Source organism: Thermodesulfobacteriota bacterium (assembly GCA_039028315.1).
GTDB lineage: Bacteria > Desulfobacterota_D > UBA1144 > Nemesobacterales > UBA2774 > CR02bin9.
In genome coordinates, this window is sequence record JBCCIH010000132.1 from 1 (window position 1) to 7,096 (window position 7,096).

Below are 7,096 nucleotides of genomic sequence, written 5' to 3' on the forward strand. Positions count from 1 at the left end.
ACTCGCAGGAGCCCACGGGATAGTGGTTCACCTTCGTGAAGATAGAAGGCACATTCAAGACCGTGATCTCTACATACTACGAGAAACAGTAAAGACAAAGCTTAATATGGAGATGGCGGCAACAAACGAGATGGTCCGAATTGCAAGCGAAGTGTCGCCTGATATGGTTACGCTAGTTCCAGAGAAACGCCAGGAACTCACTACAGAGGGCGGACTTGATGTCATAGGAAACAAGAAAGTAGTCTCAAAAGCTGTTGATAAGCTAAAGGAAAGCGGAATATTCGTAAGCCTATTTATTGACCCCAATGAAAAGCAGGTAAAAGCCTCTCAGGAAATTGGAGCTGATATGGTGGAGATACACACCGGCAATTATGCTGAGGCTGACAGCGAGGCAAAGATCGACAAAGAGCTTAGAAAAATAGAAAATGCTGTATTTAGTGCTCTAGACCTTGAGCTAAGAGTAGCCGCAGGGCATGGACTTGATTATAACAACGTAGAGCCTATTGTTTGGATAGAAGAAATTGAAGAACTAAACATAGGACACAGCATAATATCCAGAGCAGTAATCGTCGGAATAGAAGAAGCAGTAAGTGAAATGCTTATTTTATGCAGTTAATTGTCGCCAAAATTATTTCTGTTCCCTGCAATCAGAACACAAACCATATATTTCTAACTTGTGGTTTGAAACATCAAACTCATTTAACTTTGCAATTTGCATAAGACAAGACTCAATCTGCATATTTGCAAATTCCATAATACTTCCGCACTGTGTACATACCATGTGATGGTGGTCAGCAGTCTCAGATCTTACAGGTTCATAGCGGGCCTTACCGTCTCCAAAGTGAAGCTCAGAAGCAATACCGCTTTCTTTAAAAAGCTTGAGCGTTCTATATACAGTAGCAAAACCGATTGAAGGATGGTTTTCTTTTAAAGATTCGTATAGCTCTTCAATGGTGACGTGTTTGCCCATAAAGTTATTGAAGAACTCATCAAAAATAATATCTCTTTGCTTTGTGGATTTTAGGTGCTTGTTGGCAATAAAATCATTAAATGTCTTTTTTCTTTCCATTTTTCTTTTTGCTATTGGAGTCATTGTGAAGCTCCTTAACGATTTTGATAACTGTTATCAATTATACACTAATCTGAAAAGAATATCAATAGGTGAAAACTATTAAATGGAAATAATTACCACTATATTTACAGTAAAAGTAGATAGCGCTAAGAGTGTGATATAATTTAAGCTCACTACTATGGAAAATGGACTAGAATATCTTAATTCCCTGGGGCTGCACAAGGTTAAACCAGGTCTTGAAAGGATTCATAACTTACTTAGATTATTAGATAATCCTGAGCTAAAAGTTCCGGGAATACTGATTGCGGGAACTAACGGAAAAGGATCTGTTGCTGCTGCCATCTCAGCAGTTCTGGGTGATCAGGGTTATCGGGTTGGACTTTATACATCGCCTCATCTGATAAGCATTACCGAGAGAATTTCTATTAATGGAAGTGAAATTTTAGAATCTGAACTATGTCAGATATTAGATGAAATCAAAGAAATCGCAGACAATGAAAAAATAACTCCAAGCTATTTTGAAGTTATCACTACAGCGGCTTTTGTTTATTTAGCCAGAAAAGATGTTGATATAAACGTTCTTGAGGTGGGGATGGGAGGACGCTGGGACGCAACAAACGTGATCACCCCACTTGTATCAGTAATAACAAATATCTCACTTGATCATAGCGAGTACCTGGGTGAGAGTGTTGAACTAATCGCAGCTGAAAAAGCATGTATTATAAAACCGAACGTGCCGGTAGTAACAGCGGCTAGTCAAAACGCGCTCGAGGTGATATCATGTGAGGCCACTAATAGGATGGCCCCACTTTTTATTTATAGTAAAGACTTTCAAATTACAGGAGAGGATACTGGCCAATTCTCTTACAAAGGCTCAGGGTGGGATCTTCAGGATATGAGCTCTAATCTGACAGGCAGTTATCAGCTAGAAAATTTAGCTGTTGCAATCTCTACTCTCGAACAATTAGACAAGTTAAGTAGCTTTAAAATAGATCAAAACTCTCTGAGAGATGGTCTTAATAAAATAAATTGGCCGGGCAGGTTTGAAATTGTTAGAGCTGCTGTACCTTTTATTTTAGATGGCGCTCATAATCCGGGAGCTGCAAAATCATTGGCAGCTTCATTAAAAAAGACATACCCAGACACTAAATTCACATTTTTAATAGGAATGCTGAGCGACAAAGGGCACGATCAGTTCTTTAAAGAGATCTCTTTAGTTGCAGATAAAATTATACTTACGAATGTACTATCTGATAGAGGTTCAAATCCCGCCGACCTTTTAAATTCTGCAACAAAGTACATCGAGCAAATAGAAATATTTGAAGATTACAAAAACGCTTACCACAGGCTTTGGGAAGAAAATGTTCCATCATGTGTGACAGGTTCCATATACCTAATTGGCGCGATAAAGAATCTAAGCAACCAAAACTGACAACTAAATCAGATATAGCCTGATGTGATATAGTTATCAAAGGAGATAAGTTATGGCTAAAGTTGGAATAGTGCTAGACAAACTATATGTAGATCATGATAACGGCCCTGGGCATCCGGAGACTTACGAGAGAGTACTTGCCATTGTCGACATGCTTCAATTCACAAAGCTTATGGAGGAGGTCGTTAGAATAGAGCCGCGTGATGCTACCAAAGAAGAGATCACTCTTGTGCACACCCCTGAGCATTTTGATAAAATCGCATCTACTAAAGGAAAGCCAAAGGTTTTCTTAGACTCAGACACCTCTACATGTGCAGTCACATTTGATGCAGCCCTTAGAGCATCAGGCGGGCTTATCTCCGCAATCGACAGCGTTTTATCTGGCGAAGTTGATAGAGCATTTCCTATAGTGAGGCCTCCAGGCCACCATGCAGAGCGTGATCGTCCTATGGGGTTTTGCTTTTTTAATAATGTAGCAGTAGGCGCCGCTTATTTAACCAAAGTAGTTGGACTTGAGCGCGTTATGGTAATAGATTGGGATGTGCATCATGGAAACGGAACCCAGAATATTTTCTACGAAGATCCTAGTGTACTCTTTTTCTCCACCCACCAGTTCCCATTTTACCCCGGAACAGGGAGCTTAAAGGAGATCGGCAGCGGCGAGGGTGAGGGATATACAGTGAACGTCCCTATGCCGCCAGAGATGGGAGATAACGAATTTATTAAAATTTTTGATGAGCTCTTAAAACCAGTCATTGAGCAGTATAAGCCTGAGTTTATTTTGGTCTCAGCTGGTTTTGATATATTTATTGAGGACCCGCTTGGCGGAATGAGGGTTACTCCTGAGGGGTTTGCAAAATTGACCAGGATGCTGACTGATATGGCTGACAAAGTGTGTGATGGTAAAATTATATTTCTCTTAGAGGGCGGATATAACTTAGACGGGCTTTGGATCTCCACAAAAGAAATGCTTGAGGAACTGCTAGATAAAAAACACTCTGATTATGATATTGGAAATGTGGAAACAAATGCAGATAATTTAATACAAGAAGTAAAAAATGCGTATTCTGCGCACTGGAAGTTTTAACCTTTTTTTGATTCTTTTCTAAAGTCTTTGCCTTTAAGATATATGAACTCACACATCTCAAAAAGCCTTGAGGCGATCCTCTCCCCTACCCTTACCTCTAATATTTCATGAGTATCACCGATCTCTTTGGCAATGTCATAAGTTATGTAATTAGTTGTAATTAATGTCTTTTTTGATGCATTATAGCGCTTTGAAATAAGCTGATCCAAGATATTGAGCTCCCACTCATTGCTCCTTCCCTTACCTAGCTCATCTATCACGAGCACGTCAGTTTCAATAAGGGGCGCTATTACATCATTCTCAGGAGTGCCCTCTGAATAGGCTTGCTTAAGCTCTGAGAGCAGGTAGAAAAAATCTTTAAACATGCACTTTACCCCGTGCTTTAGTGTAAGCTCAGAGATCGTGCCCACAGCAAGATGGGTTTTCCCAATTCCCGAGGGGCCCATGAGCAAAAAGCCGTCTTTGGTTGGATATTTATTTACAAACTCTTCTTTCGCATATTGAAGTGCATGCTGAAGTGAGACGTTCTTTATCCCTTGCCCAAGTCCTGCATCGGCCTTGAACACATGAGAATATTTAGCCGGAATCCCGGCAAGGTTATAGAGCTTCACATTTCTTCTTATAACGCCGCAGAATTGACATGGTGCAACATAGGAATAGCCTCTTTCATTAACTGAGAGTATGCTGCCGTCGCCCTCGCAATACGGACAGTCCAATACGCACTTACACAAAATAGCCTTTGCATTGCTATTGGAATCTTCAATCGTATAACCAGCGTAATTACAGTTATCACATCCAAGTTTTTGGAGCTTTCTAGCCATTATCATCTCCAAGTACGCTTTTAATACCGAATTTACCGGCCATTATTTCGTCTCTAAAAGAAGCAGTGCTCTCTTGTATCGCAGCCTGGGTCATATGTCTGGTTCTATTTCCTATCATACTCTTTGCTTCTGTCATAATTTCAGATTGCTCATCTTCAGAGAGTGATTCGAACAAATATTGATTGCACTCTTTCTCAATCTGAGATACTAAACTTACTATATTTTCAGTCGTGTCAGATCTATTGGATATAAACTTTTCTTTCAAGTTTGTATAGTATGATTTTAGCTTATCCTGATCTGATGATTCTATATAACTGCTAATACGGTTAACTATGTGATCCAAGTTCTGATCCGCATCTATGGCCCTTTTTAATTCATTTTTAATTATAGGGCTATATTCCTTAATTGAATCCTCTACATATTCTTGGCACCTTTTCAAATTCCTAAGTGAAGAAGATCCCTTTTGTTTTTCTTTCTCAAAAGCCTGATTTATACCTTTGAATACGACCTCTTTAGGTACATGTTTATTTTGCCATTCCAAAATTATACTATAGTCCATAGATGAGAGCATTATCCCCTCTCCTGCCAATTTGAGAAAGTAGTTCTCGACATCTTTAATATAATTAGAATCGCGCTCCATAGGGTGTAATTATTCTAAACCAATTCTACAAAATTCCAAAAAGAGATAAAAATATAGAGTTGTATATACAATAAAATGGTATAAAAAAGGGAGCCGAGGCTCCCTTTATAAAGTTAAGCAGCTCTGTAATTTCTTTTTATAAGTCTTCGTATAAGTATTAAAGCAGGGAATAACATTAAGAATGATAGATTAGAAATGTTGCCGCTGGAAGGTGCCAAAGAACATCCACCTCCTCCACTGTCATTATCAATGTTTTGTATAACAGCTAGACATTCCGCTATAAACACCTCTGAGTTCAGATCAGGATTATCACCCGTTAAATCTGATGAATTTAGTGATGTTAAAAAAGTAAAATCAGCATTAAGTGCAGTGCTAAAGGTGCTGGCTCCTGTTGAAGATGTATGCTGAAAGAACATATCATCACCTAGATCGTAGAGGAATATTTCCCTTGAGTTCCCTGGATTGCCCCCGGTAATATCTGCCAGACTTGCGAAAATAATGGTGTTTCCATCTGGACTGAACCTTGGAAGATTACTATTAGAATTTGTCATAGTTATCTGCGTAGTGCTATCTGCTAATATATCGTATAGAAATATCTCAAGACTACCATCAGGATTATCTCCTGTGAGATCAAGATTAGAATCAAAAACTATAAGAGACCCATCAGGACTAAATGCGGGATTTCGGTTACTAGAAACTGTACTGTCTGTGCTATCGGTTACTTGTGTGATTACATCAGTATTAGCGTTGTAAAGATAGAGTTCCTGACTTAGATCGGCGTTGGCGCCTGTGAGGTCTCCTAATGACTGGAACGACACCATTGTTCCATCAGCGCTAATACCCGCACGAAGATTATGACTAATTACTGTAGTATCTGTAATTTGAATAAATGACAATGTGTCGATATCGAAGAGAAAAACCTCTGGATTACCATCTGGATTTTCACCTGTATGATCTCTGTTGGAAACAAAAGCTATGTGAGTACCATCAGAATTGATTATTGGGAACCGGGAAACAAATGCGCCGCCGCCTGTTGTATCTGTAAGCTGGTCTATTGCAAGAGTTTCAGTATCCAGTAAGAACACCTCTCTGCTGCCATCAGCATTATCACCTGTAATATCATTCTCAGATGTGAATACAACCAACGAACCGTCACTACTCATAGTCGGGCTTAGATTGTTATCACCAGTAGTATCTGTTGCCTGCATGAATGTGTCAGTATTTACATCGTATAGAAAAATCTCCGCGTTTCCATCGATATTTAAACCTGTCAAGTCCTGGTTTGAAACAAACACAACGAGTGACACATCAGAGTTAGCTTTAAGATCACTTGTGATACCACCTATCGTGTCAGTTATCTGAGTATAAGTACAGTCAAAATCTTGAGAATAAGCAAAATTTGAGACCGAAATTACGGTCATTATAAATCCAAATACCACTGCCACTAGCATATTGAGTATAAACATCGTAGTTAAACCCCCTGTGATTTATGATTTTAAAGAATCAGTAACATGCCACAACAAAAAGGTTCAAATCTCAATTTATTTACTTATTGATAGATGTTTATGTAGAGTTGCTGCAAGTTGAGAAAGAAGAAGGAGCAATAGCTCAAAACCTAGATTGAAATCGCCTATGACACCGCCAGTCATCCGATTCAGTTTATATGGCCATAATACAATATAGAAGTAAGTAATTCAAGAATTACTGTCATTGCGATTGGACCCAGCAAAGATATAGTTTTAATGGGGATCACGAATCAAGGAAAGTTCGGCTGACTAAGTGACTAAGACTCTATTTCTTTTCTCATAAGAGAAATAGTCTCAGCATAGTCTTTTGTGCCGAAAATACCAGAGCCGGAGACTATAGAATCCGCTCCTGCATCTGATATTAGTTTAATATTATCAAGCTTTATTCCGCCGTCAACTTGAATTAAAGGCGGGTTTGGGAACTCATCTATGATCTCTCTAAGGGTGCTTACCTTATCCACCATAGACTCTATAAATTTCTGGCCCGGAAAACCCGGTTCTACTGTCATAATAAGCAC

The 7,096-nt window shown here is 39.1% G+C and carries 8 protein-coding genes; 3 read left to right on the forward strand and 5 right to left on the reverse strand.

Annotation, left to right across the window (positions count from 1 at the left end):
• On the forward strand, nucleotides 1-616 hold a 616-nt coding region (locus AAF462_08585), incomplete at its 5' end, for a pyridoxine 5'-phosphate synthase (protein MEM7009174.1).
• 12 nt (nucleotides 617-628) lie between these two features.
• Here AAF462_08585 and AAF462_08590 read toward each other — a convergent pair.
• Nucleotides 629-1,093, reverse strand: coding sequence for a transcriptional repressor (locus tag AAF462_08590; GenBank protein ID MEM7009175.1), 465 nt, complete (start codon nucleotides 1,091-1,093; stop codon nucleotides 629-631).
• A gap of 157 nt (nucleotides 1,094-1,250) precedes the next feature.
• On the opposite strand from AAF462_08590, the gene AAF462_08595 reads away from it, so the two are divergent.
• Together AAF462_08595 and AAF462_08600 are read left to right on the forward strand one after the other, a co-directional pair.
• Nucleotides 1,251-2,504 carry a folylpolyglutamate synthase/dihydrofolate synthase family protein gene (locus AAF462_08595; protein ID MEM7009176.1) on the forward strand — a complete coding sequence of 418 codons (1,254 nt, stop codon included), beginning with the start codon at nucleotides 1,251-1,253 and terminating at the stop codon, nucleotides 2,502-2,504.
• A gap of 52 nt (nucleotides 2,505-2,556) precedes the next feature.
• Nucleotides 2,557-3,591: a histone deacetylase gene (locus tag AAF462_08600; protein MEM7009177.1), complete on the forward strand. Its 1,035-nt coding sequence runs from the start codon at nucleotides 2,557-2,559 to the stop codon at nucleotides 3,589-3,591.
• Here the strand turns inward: AAF462_08600 and AAF462_08605 are convergent.
• The 4 genes from AAF462_08605 to AAF462_08620 form a co-directional block, all read right to left on the reverse strand.
• On the reverse strand, nucleotides 3,588-4,412 hold the full coding sequence (locus tag AAF462_08605) for an ATP-binding protein (protein ID MEM7009178.1): 825 nt from the start codon (nucleotides 4,410-4,412) through the stop codon (nucleotides 3,588-3,590). The two genes, AAF462_08600 and AAF462_08605, sit on opposite strands and share 4 nt — an antisense overlap.
• A complete protein-coding gene (locus AAF462_08610; protein MEM7009179.1) occupies nucleotides 4,405-4,971 on the reverse strand; it encodes a hypothetical protein in 567 nt (188 codons plus the stop codon). The genes AAF462_08605 and AAF462_08610 overlap by 8 nt, the downstream gene beginning before the upstream one ends.
• A 194-nt stretch (nucleotides 4,972-5,165) precedes the next feature.
• On the reverse strand, nucleotides 5,166-6,518 hold the full coding sequence (locus AAF462_08615) for a hypothetical protein (GenBank protein ID MEM7009180.1): 1,353 nt from the start codon (nucleotides 6,516-6,518) through the stop codon (nucleotides 5,166-5,168).
• 317 nt (nucleotides 6,519-6,835) lie between these two features.
• On the reverse strand, nucleotides 6,836-7,096 hold a 261-nt coding region (locus tag AAF462_08620; GenBank protein MEM7009181.1), incomplete at its 5' end, for a ribulose-phosphate 3-epimerase.

Coding starts and splice junctions, on each gene's coding strand:
- AAF462_08590 (MEM7009175.1), bottom strand. CDS start 1,093: ATGACTCCAATAGCAAAAAGAAAAATGGAAAGAAAAAAGACATTTAAT.
- AAF462_08595 (MEM7009176.1), top strand. CDS start 1,251: ATGGAAAATGGACTAGAATATCTTAATTCCCTGGGGCTGCACAAGGTT.
- AAF462_08600 (MEM7009177.1), top strand. CDS start 2,557: ATGGCTAAAGTTGGAATAGTGCTAGACAAACTATATGTAGATCATGAT.
- AAF462_08605 (MEM7009178.1), bottom strand. CDS start 4,412: ATGGCTAGAAAGCTCCAAAAACTTGGATGTGATAACTGTAATTACGCT.
- AAF462_08610 (MEM7009179.1), bottom strand. CDS start 4,971: ATGGACTATAGTATAATTTTGGAATGGCAAAATAAACATGTACCTAAA.
- AAF462_08615 (MEM7009180.1), bottom strand. CDS start 6,518: ATGTTTATACTCAATATGCTAGTGGCAGTGGTATTTGGATTTATAATG.